The sequence below is a fragment of the Micromonospora parva genome (genome assembly GCF_000718515.1).
Taxonomy (GTDB): domain Bacteria; phylum Actinomycetota; class Actinomycetes; order Mycobacteriales; family Micromonosporaceae; genus Micromonospora; species Micromonospora parva.
Genome location: NZ_JNZS01000031.1, coordinates 43,002 through 61,213 on the forward strand (window position 1 = coordinate 43,002; position 18,212 = coordinate 61,213).

The 18,212-nt window shown below is 70.6% G+C and carries 20 protein-coding genes; 17 read left to right on the top strand and 3 right to left on the bottom strand.

What is annotated here, in order from left to right:
• Positions 1-116 precede the first annotated feature (116 nt).
• The 10 genes from IF22_RS0129175 (at position 117) to IF22_RS0129220 (ending at position 9,089) form a co-directional block, all read left to right on the top strand.
• The gene (locus tag IF22_RS0129175; RefSeq protein ID WP_030337518.1) at positions 117-1,172 is read left to right on the top strand and encodes an ABC transporter ATP-binding protein; all 1,056 of its coding nucleotides are present in this window, start codon (positions 117-119) and stop codon (positions 1,170-1,172) included.
• Positions 1,169-2,170: an ABC transporter ATP-binding protein gene (locus tag IF22_RS0129180; RefSeq protein ID WP_036412552.1), complete on the top strand. Its 1,002-nt coding sequence runs from the start codon at positions 1,169-1,171 to the stop codon at positions 2,168-2,170. The genes IF22_RS0129175 and IF22_RS0129180 overlap by 4 nt, the downstream gene beginning before the upstream one ends.
• Positions 2,167-3,174 carry an ABC transporter permease gene (locus tag IF22_RS0129185; protein WP_030337521.1) on the top strand — a complete coding sequence of 336 codons (1,008 nt, stop codon included), beginning with the start codon at positions 2,167-2,169 and terminating at the stop codon, positions 3,172-3,174. Before IF22_RS0129180 ends, IF22_RS0129185 begins: the two co-directional genes overlap by 4 nt.
• A 10-nt stretch (positions 3,175-3,184) precedes the next feature.
• Positions 3,185-4,171, top strand: coding sequence for an ABC transporter permease (locus IF22_RS0129190; protein WP_030337522.1), 987 nt, complete (start codon positions 3,185-3,187; stop codon positions 4,169-4,171).
• Positions 4,172-4,317: 146 nt separating this feature from the next.
• On the top strand, positions 4,318-6,060 hold the full coding sequence (locus IF22_RS0129195; protein WP_030337523.1) for an ABC transporter substrate-binding protein: 1,743 nt from the start codon (positions 4,318-4,320) through the stop codon (positions 6,058-6,060).
• 157 nt (positions 6,061-6,217) lie between these two features.
• Positions 6,218-7,087: an AraC family transcriptional regulator gene (locus IF22_RS0129200; RefSeq protein ID WP_030337525.1), complete on the top strand. Its 870-nt coding sequence runs from the start codon at positions 6,218-6,220 to the stop codon at positions 7,085-7,087.
• A 104-nt stretch (positions 7,088-7,191) separates the two neighbouring features.
• Positions 7,192-7,509, top strand: a complete 318-nt coding sequence (locus IF22_RS0129205) for an ArsR/SmtB family transcription factor (protein WP_030337527.1) — start codon at positions 7,192-7,194, stop codon at positions 7,507-7,509.
• Positions 7,506-8,030 (top strand): SRPBCC domain-containing protein, encoded by a 525-nt coding sequence (locus IF22_RS0129210; RefSeq protein ID WP_030337528.1) that lies wholly within the window; start codon positions 7,506-7,508, stop codon positions 8,028-8,030. Before IF22_RS0129205 ends, IF22_RS0129210 begins: the two co-directional genes overlap by 4 nt.
• Complete coding sequence (locus IF22_RS0129215; protein ID WP_030337533.1) at positions 8,030-8,410, top strand: VOC family protein; 381 nt, start codon at positions 8,030-8,032, stop codon at positions 8,408-8,410. Before IF22_RS0129210 ends, IF22_RS0129215 begins: the two co-directional genes overlap by 1 nt.
• Positions 8,411-8,717: 307 nt before the next feature.
• Positions 8,718-9,089, top strand: a complete 372-nt coding sequence (locus IF22_RS0129220; protein ID WP_030337534.1) for a DUF805 domain-containing protein — start codon at positions 8,718-8,720, stop codon at positions 9,087-9,089.
• Between the two features lie 136 nt (positions 9,090-9,225).
• Here the strand turns inward: IF22_RS0129220 and IF22_RS0129225 are convergent, their stop codons facing one another.
• Entirely contained in the window at positions 9,226-10,128 is a 903-nt protein-coding gene (locus tag IF22_RS0129225; RefSeq protein WP_030337535.1) for an NADP-dependent oxidoreductase, read from the bottom strand.
• Between the two features lie 107 nt (positions 10,129-10,235).
• On the opposite strand from IF22_RS0129225, the gene IF22_RS0129230 reads away from it, so the two are divergent.
• Positions 10,236-10,634 carry a winged helix-turn-helix transcriptional regulator gene (locus IF22_RS0129230; protein WP_030337537.1) on the top strand — a complete coding sequence of 133 codons (399 nt, stop codon included), beginning with the start codon at positions 10,236-10,238 and terminating at the stop codon, positions 10,632-10,634.
• 96 nt (positions 10,635-10,730) lie between these two features.
• Positions 10,731-11,114 (top strand): nuclear transport factor 2 family protein, encoded by a 384-nt coding sequence (locus tag IF22_RS0129235; protein ID WP_245233763.1) that lies wholly within the window; start codon positions 10,731-10,733, stop codon positions 11,112-11,114.
• Between the two features lie 10 nt (positions 11,115-11,124).
• Here the strand turns inward: IF22_RS0129235 and IF22_RS0129240 are convergent, their stop codons facing one another.
• Entirely contained in the window at positions 11,125-13,269 is a 2,145-nt protein-coding gene (locus tag IF22_RS0129240) for a S9 family peptidase (RefSeq protein ID WP_030337539.1), read from the bottom strand.
• An 86-nt stretch (positions 13,270-13,355) separates the two neighbouring features.
• Between IF22_RS0129240 and mshB the strand changes: the two genes are divergently transcribed.
• From mshB to IF22_RS0129255, 3 genes are all read left to right on the top strand, one after another.
• The gene (gene mshB / locus IF22_RS0129245; protein WP_030337540.1) at positions 13,356-14,282 is read left to right on the top strand and encodes an N-acetyl-1-D-myo-inositol-2-amino-2-deoxy-alpha-D-glucopyranoside deacetylase; all 927 of its coding nucleotides are present in this window, start codon (positions 13,356-13,358) and stop codon (positions 14,280-14,282) included.
• Positions 14,279-14,737: a hypothetical protein gene (locus tag IF22_RS0129250; RefSeq protein ID WP_030337541.1), complete on the top strand. Its 459-nt coding sequence runs from the start codon at positions 14,279-14,281 to the stop codon at positions 14,735-14,737. The genes mshB and IF22_RS0129250 overlap by 4 nt, the downstream gene beginning before the upstream one ends.
• Positions 14,738-14,842: 105 nt before the next feature.
• A complete protein-coding gene (locus IF22_RS0129255; protein WP_030337542.1) occupies positions 14,843-15,307 on the top strand; it encodes a hypothetical protein in 465 nt (154 codons plus the stop codon).
• Positions 15,308-15,499: 192 nt separating this feature from the next.
• Here IF22_RS0129255 and IF22_RS0129260 read toward each other — a convergent pair whose 3' ends face one another.
• Positions 15,500-16,585: a GNAT family N-acetyltransferase gene (locus IF22_RS0129260; protein ID WP_030337543.1), complete on the bottom strand. Its 1,086-nt coding sequence runs from the start codon at positions 16,583-16,585 to the stop codon at positions 15,500-15,502.
• Positions 16,586-16,664: 79 nt separating this feature from the next.
• On the opposite strand from IF22_RS0129260, the gene fdxA reads away from it, so the two are divergent.
• The gene (fdxA, locus tag IF22_RS0129265; RefSeq protein WP_007464872.1) at positions 16,665-16,991 is read left to right on the top strand and encodes a ferredoxin; all 327 of its coding nucleotides are present in this window, start codon (positions 16,665-16,667) and stop codon (positions 16,989-16,991) included.
• Positions 16,988-18,091 (top strand): succinyldiaminopimelate transaminase, encoded by a 1,104-nt coding sequence (dapC, locus tag IF22_RS0129270; RefSeq protein WP_036412562.1) that lies wholly within the window; start codon positions 16,988-16,990, stop codon positions 18,089-18,091. Before fdxA ends, dapC begins: the two co-directional genes overlap by 4 nt.
• Positions 18,092-18,212: the final 121 nt, after the last annotated feature.

Below are 18,212 nucleotides of genomic sequence, written 5' to 3' on the forward strand. Positions count from 1 at the left end.
TTTGTAGCTTATTTTCACCCTCGGGACTTTCCTGTAAGTTCCCTTCGTCACTGAGGGAGGTGGCCGTGGACAGCTCGGAACCGTTGCCGTCCGGCGAACCGGACGACCGTCCCGCCGTGCCGGCACAACGCTCCGACCAGGACGCCTACCTGCGGGTGGATGACCTTCGGGTCCGGTTCGACACCTCGGACGGCGTGGTGCGCGCCGTCGACGGGGTGTCGTTCTCCGTCGACCGGGGTCGCACCCTCGGCATCGTTGGTGAGTCCGGCTCCGGCAAGAGCGTCACCTCGCTGGCCATCCTCGGCCTGCACGACCCGAAACGGACCACCATCACCGGGGAGATCTCCGTGGGCGGCCGGCAGGTGGTCGGTCTCGCCGACGAGGAGGTACGCCGGCTGCGCGGCCGGGACATGGCGATGATCTTTCAGGATCCGCTGTCGGCGCTGCACCCGTACTACACGGTGGGCCGGCAGATCGCCGAGGCGTACCGGGTGCACCACCCGAAGGCCAACCGGCGGGAGGCCCGCCAGCGGGCTGTCGACATGTTGGACCGGGTGGGCATCCCGCAGCCGGCGCGTCGCTTCGACCAGTACCCGCACGAGTTCTCCGGCGGCATGCGACAGCGGGCGATGATCGCGATGTCCCTGGTCAACGACCCGGCGCTGCTGATCGCCGACGAGCCGACCACCGCGCTGGACGTGACAGTGCAGGCGCAGATCCTGGACCTGCTCGCCGACCTGCAGGCCGAGTTCCACTCCGCGATCATCCTGATCACCCACGACCTCGGCGTGGTCGGCCAGGTCGCCGACGACGTGCTGGTCATGTACGGCGGGCGGGCCGTCGAGCGGGGCAGCGTCGAGCAGGTGCTCCGCTCGCCGCAGCACCCGTACACCTGGGGGTTGCTCTCCAGCGTGCCGTCGCTGCACGGCGACGCGGACGCGGACCTGGTGCCCATCCCCGGCAACCCGCCCAGCCTGATCAACCTGCCGCAGGGCTGCGCGTTCCACCCACGCTGCCGGTACGCCGACCGGGCCGGCAGTCGCTCCCGCACCGACGTGCCGGAGCTGCGCCCGGCCGGCGCGGCCGGTCACCTGGTCGCCTGCCACCTCGGCGAAGAGGAGCGTGCCACGTTCTACGCCGAGGACGTCGCATCCGTGGGGGTGGCCCGATGACCGACGAACCACTGCTGCGGGTCCGCGGCCTGACCAAGCATTTCCCGGTACGGCAGGGGCTGCGCGCCACCGGCCTGGTGCGGGCGGTGGACGGGCTCGACTTCGACGTGCGCCCGGGCGAGACGCTCGGCCTGGTGGGGGAGTCGGGCTGCGGCAAGACCACCACCGGTCGGATGCTGGTGCGGCTGCTGGAGCCGACCAGCGGCAGCATCGAGTTCGCCGGCCGGGACATCACGCACGCCGGCCGCCGGGAGTTGCGTCCGCTGCGTCAGGAACTCCAGATCATCTTCCAGGACCCGTACGCGTCGCTGAACCCTCGGCACACCGTCGGCCGGATCGTGGCGATGCCGTTGCAGGTCAACGGGATCAAGCCGCCGGGCGGGATCAAGGCGCGGGTGCAGGAGTTGCTGGAGCTGGTCGGGTTGAACCCGGAGCACTACAACAGGTACCCGCACGAGTTCTCCGGCGGCCAGCGCCAGCGCATCGGCATCGCCCGCGCGCTGGCCCTGCGGCCCAAGCTGATCGTCGCCGACGAGCCGGTCTCCGCGCTGGACGTGTCGATCCAGGCGCAGGTCGTCAACCTGCTGCGTGACCTGCAACGGGAACTCGGCCTGGCGTTCGTCTTCATCGCGCACGACCTGGCGGTGATCAGGCACTTCTGCCAGCGGGTCGCGGTGATGTACCTGGGCCGGATCGTGGAGATCGGCGACCGGGAGGACATCTACGAGCGCCCGCAGCACCCGTACACCCGGGCTCTGCTCTCGGCGATCCCGGACGTCACCCAGCTCGGCCCGGCGGGCCGGATCCGGCTGACCGGTGACGTGCCCACCCCGCTCGACCCGCCGTCGGGCTGCCGGTTCCGCACCCGGTGCTGGAAGGCGCAGGACATCTGCGCCACCGAGGAGCCCGCGCTGGTCCCGCGCGACGGCGGCCGGCAGGCCACCGCGTGTCACTTCCCCGAGGTGGCGGCTCCGATCGACGAGGAGGTGTCGTCGTGAGTCTCTCCCCGGTGGAGGGTGTGGCGCTGGCCGAGATCGAGTCCGACCCGGACGCGAGCACGACCGCCGCCAGGGGTGTCGTCGGCCGCTCACCCGGGCAGCTCGCCTGGCTGCGGCTGCGCGGTGACCGGACGGCAGTGGTCAGCGGCGTACTCCTGGTGTTCTTCATGGTGTTGGGGTTGGCCGCGCCGCTGATCGAGATGCTCTACGGGGTCGGGCCGCGGGAGCAGTTCCAGAATCTGCTGGACGGCAACGGCATGCCGCTGGGGTACGCCGGCGGTGTCACCGGTGACCACTGGTTCGGGCTGGAACCGGGGCTGGGACGGGACATCTTTGTCCGGCTGATCTACGGGTTGCGCACGTCGCTGTTCATCGCGCTCGCCGCCGCGCTGATCACCGCGACGATCGGCGTCACGCTCGGCACGCTCGCCGGCTATCTCGGTGGCTGGCTCGACGCGGTGGTCAACTGGATCACCGACCTGACCCTGGCGATGCCCTTCCTGATCATCGCGCTGGCCCTCACCCCCGCCATCACGCTGCGCTTCTACGGCGAGCGGGGGCAGGTGTCGTCCGCGTTCGGGGTGGGTGTGCTGATCGCCGTCTTCGCCATTTTCGGCTGGACCAGCACCGCGCGGTTGGTCCGTGGGCAGGTCATCGCGCTGCGGGAGCGGGAGTTCGTGGAGGCGGCCAAGGCCAGTGGCGCCGGGTTGGGGCACATGCTCTTCCGGCAGCTGCTGCCGAACATCTGGGCGCCGATCCTGGTCTCGTTCTCGCTGGCGGTGCCGCAGTTCATTACCAGCGAGGCGGCGCTGTCGTTCATCGGCGTCGGGCTCAGTGATGAGACGCCGAGCTTCGGCCGAATGATCTACGACAGTCTGGACTACCTCCAGACCGACCCGGCGTACGTGTTCTTCCCGGGCGTCATGATCTTCGCCCTGGTGTTCGCCTTCAACCTCTTCGGCGACGCGTTGCGGGACGCGCTCGACCCGAAGTCGTCCCGGTAGGGGGTACCCCATGGCGCGGTTTCTGCTCAAGCGGCTCTTCTCGGCCACGCTGACCCTGTTCGCGGTGAGCGTGTTGACCTTCCTGATGTTCTTCGCCCTGCCGCGTGACCCGGTGAGCAGCATCTGCTCGAAGAACTGCAACCCGGAGCGGTTGGAACGGGTCCGCGACGACCTGGGCCTCAACGACCCGCTGATCAGCCAGTACGCCGGTTACATGAAGGGCATCGTGACCGGCCGGGACTTGGGCAGCGCCCAGGGTGGTCGATGCGACGCGCCCTGCCTGGGCTGGTCGTACGTCACCAACGAGGCCGTTTCGGACACCATCGCCCGGGTGCTGCCGGTGACGCTGAGCATCGTGATCCCGGCGGCGATCCTGTGGTTGCTGCTCGGTGTCGGTCTTGGCATGATCTCCGCGTTGCGTCGGGGCACCTGGCTGGACCGGGCCGCCATCGGCTTCTCGTTGACCGGCGCGTCGTTGCAGCTGTACTTCGTGGGCGCGGTGCTGCTGATGGTCTTCGTCTACAACCTGCGGCTGCTGCCGGTGCCCAGCTACACGTCGGTGTTCGAGAACCCGGCGAAATGGGCCAGTGGGTTGGCGCTCGCCTGGGTGTCGCTGGCGTTCCTGTTCTCGGCCATCTACGCCCGGCTGTCCCGGGCGCAGATGTTGGAGACGCTGTCGGAGGACTTCGTCCGGACCGCGCGGGCCAAGGGCCTGGCCAAACCCACCGTGTACGGGCGGCACGCGTTGCGCGCGGCGATCACTCCGGTGGTGACGATCGCCGGGTTGGACGTGGGCGGGGCGCTGGGCGGGACGGTGATCACCGAGACGACGTTCGGCATCCAGGGGTTGGGGCGTACGGCGGTGGACGCGGTGCGCTCGGGCGATCTGCCCACCATCATGGCCACCGTGCTGATCGCGGCCGTCTTCGTCGTCCTGGCGAACGTGTTGGTGGATCTGCTCTACGCGGTGATCGACCCCCGGGTCCGGCTGCGCTGACCCCACGGTGCCCGCCACGCCGACGGATGGCGAAATTTATCGACAACTGTTACACAACTCGTAGGTTTTCTTCCTTACGATCCTCGGGACGTCGGCGGTTCTCGCCCCGACGAAACCGCACGGCACATGGCTGAAGGAGGTACTTCATGCGACCACGCGTGGCGGTTGCCGCAGGCGGCGCGATTGCTCTGGTTGTGGCACTGGGTGCGTGCTCGAAGAACACGGGCGAGGGCACGACGGTGGACACCGACCGGAAGCAGACCGGGGTCATCGCGACCGACCCCAAGGACTCGCAGGGGCCGGCGGCCGAGGTGAGCGGCGCCGCGAAGGGCGGCACCTTCACCGTCATCCGGGAATCGCCGATCTCCCACCTCGACCCGCAACGGACGTACTCGTTCGCCGGTCTCATGGCCAACCCGCTCTGGTCCCGCTACCTGACCACCTGGAAGGACGACGGCAAGGGTGGCCTGGTCCTGGTGGGTGACCTGGCCGAGACCCCGGGCAAGAACGTCAACAACGACTGCAAGGTCTGGGAATTCACCATCAAGGACGGGGTGAAGTTCGAGGACGGCCGGCCGATCACCGCCAAGGAGATCGCGTACGGCATCGCCCGGTCCTTCGACCCCGACCTCGCCGGCGGCCCCACCTACATCCAGGAGTGGCTGGCCGACACCGCGCAGTTCGACACCAAGTGGGACTTCAAGAAGAACAAGACGTCGCTGCCGCCCGGCCTCTCCACGCCGGACGCCAAGACGCTGCGCTTCGAGTTCGCCAAGCCCCGCTGCGACCTGCCGTTCGCCGCCTCGCTGCCGACCACCGCGCCGCTGCCCGCCGACAAGGACACCGGCATCAACGTGGACAAGCAGCCGTTCTCGTCCGGCCCGTACCGGGTCGCCGAGAACCAGGTGGGCGTCCAGCTCACCCTGGAGCGCAACCCGAACTGGGACGCCAACACCGACCCGGTGCGCCACCAGTACCCGGACCGGTTCGTCTGGACCTTCGGGCCGACCGCGGACGCCGCCAACAACCGGGTGATCGCCGACAACGGCGCTGACCAGAGCGCACTGGCGTTCAACACCGTGCCCGCCTCGCTGGTCGCCAAGGTGGCCGGAGACGCCGCGCTCAAGTCCCGGACGATCCTCTCGCCGACCCCGAGCGCCAACCAGTTGGTCATCAACAACCAACGGGTCACCGACCTCAAGGTCCGGCAGGCGCTCAACTACGCCATCGACCGCGAAGGCATGATCAAGGTGCTCGGCGGCCAGAACGTCGCCGCACCGCTGACCACGCTGATGCCGTCGTCGACCATCGGCTACAAGGCGTACGAGGCGTACCCGGCCGGGCCCAACGGCAACGTCGACAAGGCCAAGGAGCTGCTCGGCGGCAAGACGCCGGAGCTGGTCCTCGGCGTCGCCGACAACTCCACCGAGCAGCAGCAGGGCGCCCAGCTCAAGGCCAACCTGGAGCGGGCCGGCTTCAAGATCACGCTGCGGAACATCTCCGACGACGCCAAGCTCGACGAGATCAAGAAGAAGAACAACCCCTGGGACCTGTACATCGGTAACTGGGCTGCCGACTGGCCGAGCGGGGCGTCGATCCTGCCGGTGCTCTATGACGGCCGCACCATCAAGGCCGAGGGCAACAGCAACCAGTCCTTCTTCAACGACCCGGCCGTCAACGCCGAGATGGACCGCATCCTGGCGCTCGCCCCGGCCGACCAGGGCCCGGAGTGGGCCAAGCTCGACGAGCGGATCATGAAGGAGCACGCGCCGGTGGTGCCGCTCTACGTGGACGTGGCGTACAACGTGCACGGGTCCAAGGCCGGCGGAGTCTTCATCTCCAGCGTCTTCGGCTACCCGTCGTTCGTGAACGCGCACGTCAAGCCGTAAGGCGCAGCGCAGAAGTTCAGGGGTCCCCTTCCGACAACGCCGTCGGGAGGGGACCCCTGTCGTCGTCCGGGAAGCCGCGCCCCCGATCGGATCGGACCGCTACGGTCGGGTGCGGGGCAGGGTCCTTCGGTCAGGCTTGACGTCGAAAGGAGGCCTCGTGATCGCGGCACTCAACAGGCTTGTCGACCTGCTCGAAGAGCACCTTGCCGAGGAGTTCGACGTCAACGCGGTGGCCAGGACGCTCGGCACCACCGAGTACCACCTGCGCCGGATGTTCTCCTCGTTGGCCGGCATGCCGCTGTCCGAGTACGTGCGCCGACGCCGCATGACCGTCGCCGCCGCCGACGTCGTTCGGGGCGAGGACGATCTGCTGGGCATCGCCGTCCGGCACGGATACGGCTCGACCGAGGCGTTCGGGCGGGCGTTCCGGGCGGTCCACGGTGCCAGCCCCGGTGACGTACGCCGCGATGGAGGCCCCCTTCGCACACAACCGCAGCTCAGGTTCCGCCTGACCGTCGAAGGGAGCACCCCCATGGACACCCGCATCGCCGACCGCCCCGCGTTCCGGCTCGTCGGACACGCCGCCCGGGTACCACTCATCCACCAGGGCATCAACCCGCACATCCAGCAGCACATCGCCGGGCTGGCACCGCAGGAGCATGTCCGGCTCAAGGCGCTCAGCGACACCGAGCCCGCCGGGCTGCTGCAGGTCAGCGACGACGTCGACGCCGAGGCCACCGAGGGCACCGAACTGACGTACCTGCACGGGGTCGCGGTGTCCCGGGACACCCCGGTCCCCGACGACCTGGACGCCATCGAGGTGCCGGCCGGCCAGTGGGCGGTCTTCCGCACCGCCGGACCCCATCCGCAGGCCCTGCAGGACACCTGGGCCGCGACCGCGACCGAGTGGTTCCCGTCCAACCCGTGGCGGCTGCGGCCGGGCCCATCGATGGTTGCCATCCTCGAACGCGCTGCCGACTTCAGCACCGCGACCTGCGAACTGTGGTTGCCCATCGAGCCGGCGTGACGTGAGACCCAGGGCCAGACCGGCGTGAGTCGGCTGCAACCTGCGCCATGAGAGGGCTGAATGTAACCTTGTGGATACGTACCCATCCGGTTACGTTAGCTGCCATGGACGCCGTGTTGCACGCGCTGGCAGACGAGAGTCGGCGCACGGTTCTCGATATTCTCCGCGACCGCCCGGCGAGTGCGGGAGAGCTGGCCGAGGCCCTCCCGATCGCTCGTCCGGGCGTCTCCCGGCATCTCCGCGTACTGCGGGAAGCCGGGCTGGTCGACGTACGGCAGGACGCGCAGCGCCGGATCTACACCCTCCGCCCGGAGGCGCTCGTCGAGGTCGACGAGTGGCTGGGGGAGTACCGCCGGCTCTGGGAGAACCGGCTCGGCGCTCTTCAGACCGAGATCGCACGAGGAAAGAAGGCGCGACGATGACCACGATCGCGACGATGCGGACGCTCGATGAAAACCGCGGAGCAGTCCGGGTCGAGACCCTTTACGACACGGGCATCGACGACCTCTGGGAGGCGTGTACGACGCCCGAGCGGCTGGCCCGCTGGATCGCCCGGGTCGACGGCGACATGCGGGTCGGCGGCACCATCCAGGCCGTCTTCACGAGCAGTTGGACCGGTCCCGCGCGCATCGAGTTGTGCGATGCGCCTCACCACCTGCTGCTGACGACGAAGCCGGGTGCGGACGACGAGGGGCAGATCGAGGCGTGGCTGACCGAGGAGGGCTCCAGGACTCGGCTGGTGGTCGAGGAGCGCGGCCTGCCGACGGGGCACCTCCCGTCCCACGCCTCTGGTTGGCGGGTCCACCTCGAGGATCTCGGTCGGTCGCTGGAGGTCGACGGACCGGTCCATCCGGAGGGCTGGAACTCCGATTCCCGAGCGCCCGGCTGGACGGAGCGCTGGGAAGAACTCACGCCGACATACCAAAAGATAGGGATCGGTTGATGTCGAACCTGATCAGGCTCAGCCTGACGACGGTAAATGCTCCCGACGCCATCGCGCTCGCGCGGTTCTACGCAGAGATCACCGGCGGGGTCGCGAAGGGTGACGAGTGCTGGGCGCTGGTGGAAGGGCCGAACGGTGACATCGGCTTCCAGCAGGTCGACGACTACCGGCCCCCCACCTGGCCGGATGGCGAGGTGGGGATGCAGATGCACCTCGAGTTCTTCGTCGACGACCTGGAAGCGACCGGAGCGCGTGTGCTGGCAGCCGGTGCCACCCGATTCGAGCATCAGCCCAACGCGGACCACTGCTTCGTGTACGCAGACCCGGCCGGGCACCCGTTCTGCCTGTCGATGTGGGGGGCACCGAGAGTCGGCGACTGACTCAGCTCGTTCGGGCATCGGTCTTCAGGCGCGGGCCACAGCGGCTCCGAACCCGCACCCGCAGCCTGCTCATCGAAGCCACGAATCAGTTCCTCGTGCCAATGTGATTGTGAGGCGACGCAGTGGCCTGTTGAGGGGAATCTGTGTACTTCGGTGCGGGCGCTCCCGGTGATGTTGGCTGCGCCTCTCAGAGTGTGGGCGTTGCGGCTACTGCTCCTCGGCTGCTCGGCCGTTGACCCCGGGATATCGATCTGCTTGGCTGCCTTCGCGATGACCTTGAGAACCCCTCAAACAACGGGAGATAGTCATGTCCTTCGGTGCCGCAATCAAGTCGGTCCTCAGCCAGTACGTCGGATTCTCGGGTCGGGCCCGCCGATCTGAGTACTGGTGGTTCACCCTGTTCACATTCCTTGTCAGCATTGCCGCCGCCATCCTGGACAGCGCGCTGGGATTGACCTTCGAGGGCTCGTCGACCGGCTTCATCGGTCTTGTCGCCTCCCTGGCGCTGCTGCTGCCGGCGCTGGCGGTCGCGGTGCGGCGCCTGCACGACACCGACCGGACGGGGTGGTGGTTGCTGATCGGCGTGGTGCCGCTCGTGGGCGCCATCGTCCTGATCGTGTTCTTCGTATCGGACAGCACCCCCGGAGCGAACCGCTTTGGCCCCAGTCCCAAGGGCTGACCGCTGTCCGCGCCCAGCATCGCGTGAACATCCCGAACGCGCACGTCAGGCGGTAGCTTGACCGCGGGCAGGGGAGGGTCCCTTCTCGACATTCTTGGCGGGAGGGGACCCTTCCGTCTGGCGGCGGCGCGGCGGATCAGGGGACGAGCACCACTCCGCCGCGCACGCCGCCCTGGGCCACCCGCTCGTGGGCGGTCGCCGCGTCGGCGAAGTGGTACACGTGAGCGACCCGGAGCGGGAGGTCGCCGGTGGCGACGAGTTTGACCAACTCGCCCAGCCGGGATCCGTCCGGTTGCACCTCCAGCGCGGAGGTCCGGATTCCCCGCACCGGCTCCGGGCGCAGCGGGGGTGACGCGGCCACGTAGCCGCCGCCGTCCCGAACGAGGTCCAGCAGCGAGGGGCCGATCACCGCCAGGTCGATGACCGCGTCGTACGTCCCGGTCGGGTCGTCGGCGCGCGACAGGAACGCCGCGCCCAGCGACTCGACGAACTCTCTGTCGTCGGCCCCGGCGAGTCCCGTGGCGTGCAGACCGGTCGCCCGGGCCAGCGCCAGCACGAACCCGCCAACCTGCCCGGCGGCGCCGGTGACGAGCACTGTCGACCCCGCGGGGAGCGCGAGCAGGTCGAGGGCCTGGGCGGCGGCGAGGCCATTGGTCGGCAGCGTCGCCGCCTCGGTGGCGGGGACACCGGTGGGCGCGGAGGTCAGCCAGGCGACGTCGAGGACCACGTACTCCGCGTGGGTGCCGACGGTGGTCTGTAGCCACGGCGAGAAGCCGATGACCTCGTCGCCGATGGTGAACTCCTCGACCGACGGGCCGACCGCGTCGACGCTGCCGGCGACGTCCCAGCCGGGCGTGTACGGCAGGCCGGTCGGCAGCGGGGCCGGGAACCGACCGGAGCGGATCATCAGATCGACCGGATGTATCACCGACGCCGCGACCCGTACCCGCACCTGCCCCGGCCCGGGCTCGGGCATCGGCACGTCGACCACCTGCAGGACCTCCGGCCCTCCGAACTGTGCATAACTGACCGCGCGCATCGCCGTCTCCTTCGTGGCTTTTTTTCTGATCACCACGACCGTACGAATCACAGGCACTGTCAGTAAGTAGGTACCGTAAAGTGCCTAGGGCACCCGAGGGGGAATCGATGGCGACGACATCCGCGGCGCAACGCCGCGAGCAGGCCAAACGCGACTACGACGCGTTCCTGGAGGGTTGCCCTACCCGTGAGCTGCTGAGCAGGCTCACCGACAAATGGGTCGCCCTGGTGATTCCGGCGCTCGCCGGCGGCCCGCTGCGGCACGGCGAACTCGCCCGCCGCATCGCCGGTGTCAGCCAGAAGATGCTCACCCAGACCCTGCGCACGCTGGAGCGCGACGGCCTGGTCACCCGTACGGTCACCCTCTCGGTGCCGGTCTGCGTCGACTACGCGCTCACCCCGCTCGGCCATGAGCTGTTCCCGGTCATGGTCGCGATCAAGAACTGGGCGGAGACACACATGGACCGCGTCTTCGAAGCCCGGACCCAGTTCGACGCCCGCCCCTGAAGGCACCGCGGACCGTCCTGACGTATCGCTCGCCGGCTTGCCTGCGCCCGCCGAGGGCGCGCCGTCGTGTCGTGGGTGGCGGCTAGGGTCCGCGCCGTGGATGACACCTCGACGGCCCGGCGGGCCGCCCACGCCTACGTTGATCTCTTGGAGCGCCGCGACTGGTCTGGGTTGGCGGCTCTGCTCACCGACGATGTGGTCTACGAGATGCCGCAGACCCGGGAGCGGATTCGCGGCAAGGACGCGTTCGTGCGGTTCAACACCGAGTATCCCGGAGACTGGCACCTCCGGCCACGACGGGTGATCGTCGATGGCCGCCTCGCTGCCCTGTGGCTCGACGTCCGCGTCGGCGTGGAGCAGCAGGACGCGTGCGTCTGGCTGGAGCTGTCCGAGCACTGGTTGATCAGCAAGATCATCGACTACTGGCCCGAGCCGTACGACCCGCCGCCGGGCCGGGAACACCTCGTGGAGCGTTGGTGATCGCGGCCCTTTACAGCAGGTGGGTGCGGAGGAAATCCAGCTCCAGGGGGAGTAGCCGCTCGGCGGTGCCATTGGAGGCCATGTGGGTGGCCCCGGTCAACGGCAGCACGGCGTGCGGCCGGCCGGCGCTCAGCAGGGCCGCGGAGAGCCGCAGCGTGTGCGCTGCCACCACGTTGTCGTCCGCCATGCCGTGCACCAGCAGCAACGGGCGGGCCTGGTCCGGGCCGGTGACCGGCTCGCCGGCCAACTCGACCAGCGAGTGGTGCGCGTAGATGTCCATGCCGTCTTCCGGCAACCCCAGATAACGCTCGGTGTACGCGGTGTCGTACAGCGCCCAGTCGGTCACCGGCGCACCCGCGATCCCGCACCGGAACAGCTCCGGGTGGCGCAGCACCGCCAACCCGGCCAGCCACCCGCCGAACGACCAACCGCGCACCCCCACCCGACCCAGGTCCAGATCCGGGTGCTTGCCGGCGAGCGCGGTCAGCGCGTCGATCTGGTCGGTCAGGATCACGTCGGCGACCCGCCGGTGGATCGCCTTCTCGAACGACGGGGCGACGCCCGGCGTACCCCGGTTGTCGATGGTGACCACCGCGAACCCGGCGTCGGCCCACCACTGCCGTTCCAACCACGCGGCCCGCGCCGCCACGACCTCCTGGTGCCCCGGGCCGCCGTAGATGTCCAGCAGCACCGGCAGCCGTCGGCCCGTCACGTGGTTGTCCGGGTAGAGCACCGCCGCCGGCAGCCGTCGATCAGTCACCCGTTCCAGCAGCGGCAGTGGGGAGTACGGCGGGGTGGCGGCGAACGACTGCAGTTCGGCGATCTCCTCGTTGCCGCGGCGGACCGTCCAGCGCACCCCGGCGTGGTCCAGTGACGCGACGCCGACGGCCAGCACGTCCCCACCCACCGCTGCGGTGTACCAGCCGGAGTCGGTGGTGAGCCGGCGCGCGTCCACCCCACCGCCGATGGTGGTGCGGACCCGGAACAGGTGCCGTTCGCTCGGCTCGCCGTCGCTCGCCTCCACCAGCAGGTCGGCCGGGCCGGCGGCGGCCGGCAGCCGACCCACCACCCGCCGCACGTACAGCGACGGCGGGGTCAGCAGGGTGCCGTCCGCGAACAGGCACCGGGCGTCGTACCCGTCGTGGGCCAGCTCCCCACCGACCAGCACCCGGCCGTCGGGCAGGTGGGCGGGGGTGCCGGCGATCGGTTCGACCCAGCGCGGGTCGGCCAGTTCGGCGTGCACCTGCGTCTCACCCGTTCGTGGGTCCACGGCCAGCACCAGCCCGTGCTGCTGCGAGCGGCGCAGCACGGTGATCAACGGGCTGCCCTCGCCCCAGCTGACCCCGGTCAGGTACGGGTAGGTCTCCCGGTCCCAGTGCACGTCGACCCAGCCGTCGTCCAGGTCCAGCAGGTGCAGGCTGACCTCCGCGTTCGGCCCACCGGCCCGGGGGTACGCCACCGCCGTCGGCGGGCTCGCCGGCTGCGCCGGGTCGTGCAGGTGCCACCGCTCCAGGCGGGACTCGTCGACCCGGGCGGCGAGCACCATCCGGCCGTCCGGCGCCCACCAGTACCCCCGGTACCGGCCGAACTCCTCCGCCGCGATGTGCTCGGCCAACCCCCAGCTCACCCCGGCGTCCTCGCCGGCCAGCAGGGTGTCGGTGCCGTCGCTGTCGATCACCCGCAGCTCACCCCGACGCACACCGTCGGCGGCGTCCGTCACGTACGCCAGGCGTTGCCCGCTCGGGTCCGGACGGGGGTCCAGCACCGGGCCGACGGCCGCCACCTCCACCACGTCGCCGTGCACCAGGTCGGCCCGGAACAGCCGCCCGGCCAGCGCGAACACCGCAACCCGGCCGGCCGCGTCCAACGCGTACGAGCCGATGCCGGCGGCGCTGAGCCGCAGACGCTCGCGCAGCGCCCGTTCGCCGGGGGAGAGGGACCGGACGTCCCCGCCCTCGCCCAGCAGGGTCGCCGGATCGGCGACCAGCCGCTCCTCGCCGGTGCTGACGTCCAGCAGCCAGAGCGCGTCCGCCGGATCCTCGGGGCCGGCGGAGCGCAGGAAGATCACCCGGGAGCCGTCCTCAGCCACCGAGACAGCGCGTGGCGCGCCGTGGCTGAACCGGCGGGTGCGGGCGGCCAGCTCCGGAAAGTCCACACGCCAAATCGTAGAGCCGCAGCGGAGGTGATGTGGCCGACCTGGGCGGACGCGTCAGCCTCGGCCGGGGAGAACTGCCAGTTAGAGTGACCGTCGTGACGATGCTGCCCGACCGCCGCCTGCTGCTGGTCCACGCGCACCCCGATGACGAGTCGATCGGCACCGGCTCGACGATGGCTCACTACGCCGCCGCCGGCGCGCACGTCACCCTGGTGACCTGCACGCTCGGCGAGGAGGGCGAGATCCACGTGCCCGCGTTGGCCCAGCTCGCCGCCGCCGAGGCCGACCAGCTCGGCGGGTACCGCATCGCCGAGCTGGCTGCCGCGTGTGCCGCGCTCGGCGTCCGCGACCACCGCTTCCTCGGCGGCGCGGGCCGATACCGCGACTCCGGGATGATGGGGCTCGCGACCAACGAGCACCCCCGGGCCTTCTGGCAGGCCGACCTCGACGAGGCCGCCGGGCATCTCGTGGAGATCATGCGGGAGGTACGCCCACAGGTGCTCGTCACGTACGACCCGAACGGCTTCTACGGCCACCCCGACCACATCCAGGCGCACCGGGTGGCCATGCGCGCCGTCGAGCTGGCCGCCGCGCAGGGCTGCGCCCCGGCGAAGGTCTACTGGACGGCCATGCCGCTCAGCGTCCTGGAAGCCGGCATGGCGCACTTCGCCGAGTCGTCCGACAACCCGTTCGGCGGCATCGAGGACATCGCCGACCTGCCCTTCGGCACCCCGGACGCCCAGATCGCCGCCCGGATCGACGGCACCGACCAGCACCTGGCCAAGGAGGCCGCGATGCGGGCGCACGCCACCCAGATCCCGGCCAACTCCTGGCTCTACTCGATCGCCGGCAACTTCGGCGGCGAGTTCATGGGTGTGGAGTTCTTCACCCTCGCGGTCGGCGAGAAGGGTCCGGGCGCCGGGCCGTACGGCTGGGAGGACGACCTCTTCGCCGGTCTGCCCGCGCAGCCCGCCCCGGACCGTTCCCCGGTCGCGGCGGCGGGTCTGCGGTGACGCTGCCGGCCGCACCGGTGACGGTCGTGGACGACCAGGAAGCCCCGCCCCCGGCGGGGCCACCGCCGCGACTGGTGGACCTGGGTCTGCGGCTGGTCGGTGCGCTCGTCGTGGCCGTCGCCGGGGTGGTGACCGGCGTGCTGGAGCTGCTGCTCGCCACGGTCCGCGTCGGCGGGCAACTGGTCGGTGTGTCGGTGCTCCTCGCCATCGGCGCCAACATCGTGTTGAGCTGGTTCGCGCACGAGGCGGTCGGCCGTCGCTGGGCGGTGGCGCTGCCGGCGGTGCCGTGGTTCGCGCTGATGGCGGTCGCCGCCATCCGGACCAGCGAGGGCGACCTGCTGCTGGCCGGCGACAACTGGGTCGGGCTGGCCATGATCGTGGCGGGCGCGATGACGTTCGCGGTGATGGGTTTCCGGCAGATTCTCGCCCCGCAGCCGCCCATGCTCGGCGGCTGACGCCGTGGCTGCTGCCGGCTGATGACGGATCCCAGGTAAGGGTGGTAGATATTCCTGCCAGGGATGCGAACCCCACGACGGGGCGTACGGCAGGAGGGTCCGGCGATGGACAAGCGGTGGCGTGACATCGGGGTGCTCGTAGCAGCGTTGTTCGCGGTCAACGTGGTCGCCCGGCTGATCACCGAGTTCGGCTTCGACGGTGACGACACCGCCGCCGACCGGGTGTCGCTGACGATGTTCGCGGTGATCGGGTTGATCCTCGCCGTTGTCGCCTTCCGCTGGGGTCGACGCCGGCCGTTGGCGGACTGGGCGGCTGACATGGCCCTCGTGGTGCCGGTGGCGATGGTGTTGACAGTGCTGGTCGGGCCCCTGCTGGTCGGTCACAACCCGTTCGCCGGTGGCGCGGGGACGTTCTTCGCCCAGATCTGGCTCTACCTGCTCGCCACCGGCGCGGGGGTGCTGGTCGGTTACCTGGTGCTCACCGCGCTCGGCCGTGACTACCGCTCTCAGCAGCTCAAGCGGTACGCGGAGGTCAAGGCCGCCAAGCCGCGCCGGGTCGTGCGCCGCTGACCACCGGCCCAGCCCGACCCGCGCCAGCCTCGGCCCGTCCGGCGGTACGTGTGGCGGTCCGTCCCACGCCCCCAAGCTTGATCGACTCGGTTTCCGTGAAGTCGGGGTGTCCCGGGCGCCGGAATGCCGCGATTTCCGGAAAGTCGAGTCGACCACCGCCGGGACGCCGCGACTTGTTGACAGTCGAGTCGATCATCTGTCCGGGGCGACCCGGGTCAGGTAGGTGTGGTGGGTGACGAACCCGAGCCGCTGGTAGAGCGCGACCGCCGCTTCGTTGCGCTGCTCGACCTGAAGAAAGGCGTGCGTTGCGCCGCCGGACGCCCCCCAGCCGGCCAGTTCGTTGATCACACGGCGAGCCAGTCCCTGTCGGCGGGCCACCGGCAGCACTTCGATCAGGCTGAGGCCCAGCCAGCGCCCCTGGCCGGTCACCGTGCCACGGCCGATCGCCACCAGGGTGCCGTCGGCGTACACGTGGGCGAAGCGGACCTGGTCCACCGCGGAGAGGACGTGCCGGGCGGCCTCCGGTAGGCCGCCCTTGCGCCCGGCGGCGATGGCCAGCCACTCGTCGCTCGGCGTGGCGGCCAGATCGACGACCGCACTGCTCCCGCCGGCTGGCGCACCGGCGGCGGCGTCGATCCGAGCGGCGGCGTCCGGTGTGCCGGAGGCGGGGTCGGCAGTATCGGTCGGTGCACCCCTGGCGTCGCCCTGGTCGGTGGCCGTGCCGCAGTGCTCGTCGGCGGAGGCCGACGCGAGCCGGGGGAGCGGCGCGGTCTGCACCAGCGTCGGTGGGCGGGTGCCCCAGCCGCGGGCGTCCAGTTCGGCGCCGACCGGGGCGGCGAGCGGCAGCGGCGTGTTGACCAACGCGGGTTGGCCCAGCTCGGCGTACCAGCGCTGCACGGCGTCGACAGCGGCGGCCAGCGGCCGGTCCGGATCGCCGATCGGCAGTGCCGAGTTGGCGCGCCCGGTCCAGCCCTCGGCCGACCGGAGCAGCCAGTCACCCAGCCGGCCCCGGGTCGGTGCCGGCCAGGCCTCGTCGGCGGCCCGCTCCAGCGCCACCACCGCGGCGGCGGTCGGCCGACGGGTCGGCGGTACGCGCTTGGCCCGGTGGACCTGCGCCACCGGAACCCGAAGCTGCCCCTGCGCGGTGGCCAGCGTGAGATGAGTCTCGCTCAGCTCGACCAGCTCGCCGAGAGCGTCGGAGAATAGCGGGCGGCCCTCGCGAATCCCCACAATCCGGCGGACCACGATTCGGTGTCCCACATCCTGCTGTCGGAGCACGATCGACCCCCTCCCCGGCGAGATACTAGGCTCTTACCGTCGCGGGAGATCGCGGCGAGTCTTGCGGAGGAGAAGACCGGTGACCTACATCATCGCCGAGCCGTGCGTAGATGTGCTCGACAAGGCATGCATCGAGGAGTGCCCGGTCGACTGCATTTACGAGGGCAACCGGATGCTCTACATCCACCCCGACGAGTGCGTCGACTGTGGTGCCTGTGAGCCCGTCTGCCCCGTGGAGGCGATCTTCTACGAGGACGACGTCCCGGAGCAGTGGAAGGACTACACCGGCGCGAACTACGAGTTCTTCGAGGATCTGGGCTCGCCCGGTGGTGCCTCGAAGATCGGCAAGGTGGAGAAGGACGCCACCTTCGTCGCCGCGCAGCCGCCGCGCGGCGAGGGCCACTGAACCGGCCCGCGCCGGTCTCGTCGCGGCTGCCCGAGTTCACCTGGGACACCCTGGACGCCGCGGCCACACTGGCCGCGGCGCATCCGGAGGGCCTGATCAACCTCTCCATGGGTACGCCGGTCGACCCGGTGCCCGAGGTGATCCGGCGGGCGCTTGCTGACGCGTCCGACGCTCCCGGTTACCCGCTGACCGCCGGCACCCCGGCGTTGCGGGCCGCCATCGCGGCGTGGGTGTCCCGGGCCTGTGGCGCTGGCGTCGACGGTCTCGGAGTGCTGCCGACCATCGGCTCGAAGGAGCTGGTGGCCTGGCTGCCGACGCTGCTCGGGATCGGCCCGGGGGACGTGGTGGTGGTGCCGTCGATCGCGTACCCCACCTACGAGGACGGTGCCCGGCTGGCCGGCGCCACCGTCGTCCGTACCGACTCGCTCACCTCGCTCGGGCCGACCCCACGGGTCCGGCTGGTCTGGGTCAACTCGCCCGGCAACCCGACCGGCCGGGTGTTGCCAGCGGCGCACCTGCGCAAGGTGGTCGACTGGGCCCGCGAGCGCGGCGCCGTCGTCGCGAGCGACGAGTGCTACCTGCCCCTGGGCTGGTCGGCCGACCCGGTTTCGGTGCTGTCTCCGCAGGTCAGCGGGGGCAGCTACGCCGGGGTGCTGGCCGTGCACTCGCTCTCCAAGCGGTCCAACCTCGCCGGCTACCGGGCCGGGTTCGTCGCCGGCGACCCGGCGCTCGTCGCCGAGCTGCTCAAGGTGCGCAAGCACGCCGGCATGATCGTGCCCGCGCCGGTGCAGGCGGCCATGGTGGCAGCGCTGGAGGACGAGCGACACGCCGAGGAGCAGCGGGAGCGTTACCGCGCCCGGCGGGAGGTGCTCACCGCGGCGTTCACCGGTGCCGGGTTCACCGTCGAGCACTCCGAGGCGGGCCTGTACCTCTGGCTGACCAGAGGTGAGGACTGCTGGCAGACGGTCGACTGGCTGGCCCGACGCGGCATCCTGGTCGCCGCCGGCGTCTTCTACGGCCCCACGGCCGGGCAGCATGTCCGCGTCGCCCTGACCGAGTCCGACGAGCACGTCGCCGCCGTCGCCGCGCGCCTGGCCTGATCGCGGTCCGGGCGGGTCGAGCCGTCCCGGGTCCGCGGCGCGACGACCGGCCCGCGCCGACCGATATCCTCGGCGCCGGACCTGGTCGGGGCCGTCGCGGCCCCGCGAGCCCAGCAGGAAC